This window comes from Azoarcus taiwanensis, assembly GCF_012910885.1.
GTDB lineage: Bacteria > Pseudomonadota > Gammaproteobacteria > Burkholderiales > Rhodocyclaceae > Azoarcus_F > Azoarcus_F taiwanensis.
Genome location: NZ_WTVM01000288.1, coordinates 1 through 605, shown reverse-complemented (window position 1 = coordinate 605; position 605 = coordinate 1). Strand labels below are relative to the sequence as shown.

The following is a 605-nucleotide window of genomic DNA, read 5'->3' as shown; positions in this document are numbered from 1 at the left end:
GTGCGCCTGCTGGTCGAACTCACCTACGTACTGCTCGGCTTTCCGCGTCACCTGTCGCAGCATGTCGGCGGTTTCGTCATCGCACGCGGGCGTCTGGACGAACTCGTACCGGTGGAAAACGCCGCCATGGCCGACCGAACCGTCATCCAGTGGGACAAGGACGACCTTGACGCCCTCGGCCTGCTCAAGATCGACGTGCTGGCGCTGGGCATGCTCTCCGCACTGCGCCGCAGCCTCGAGATGGTGTCGCGCTGGCGCGGCTGGCACTTCACCCTCGCCGACATCCCGCGCGAAGTGCCGGCGGTGTACCGCATGCTCACCAATGCGGATTCCATCGGCGTCTTCCAGGTCGAATCCCGCGCCCAGATGACCATGCTGCCGCGCCTGGCCCCCGACCGCTTCCACGACCTCGTCGTCGAAGTCGCCATCGTCCGCCCCGGCCCCATCCAGGGCGGCATGCTCCACCCCTACCTCCAGGCCCGCGAGCGGGCCCGGCTCGGCCAGCCCATCGACTACCCGCGCCCCGCCCATGGCAACGACGAAGGCGTGCGCCCGGTGCTCGAACGCACCCTCGGCGTGCCGATCTTCCAGGAGCAGGTCATGCA

1 pseudogene is annotated in these 605 nt (G+C 68.6%); it reads left to right on the top strand.

Features of this window, described 5'->3' with window-relative positions:
• Nucleotides 1-605: pseudogene (locus GPA21_RS20355) on the top strand (error-prone DNA polymerase); the annotation flags it as partial.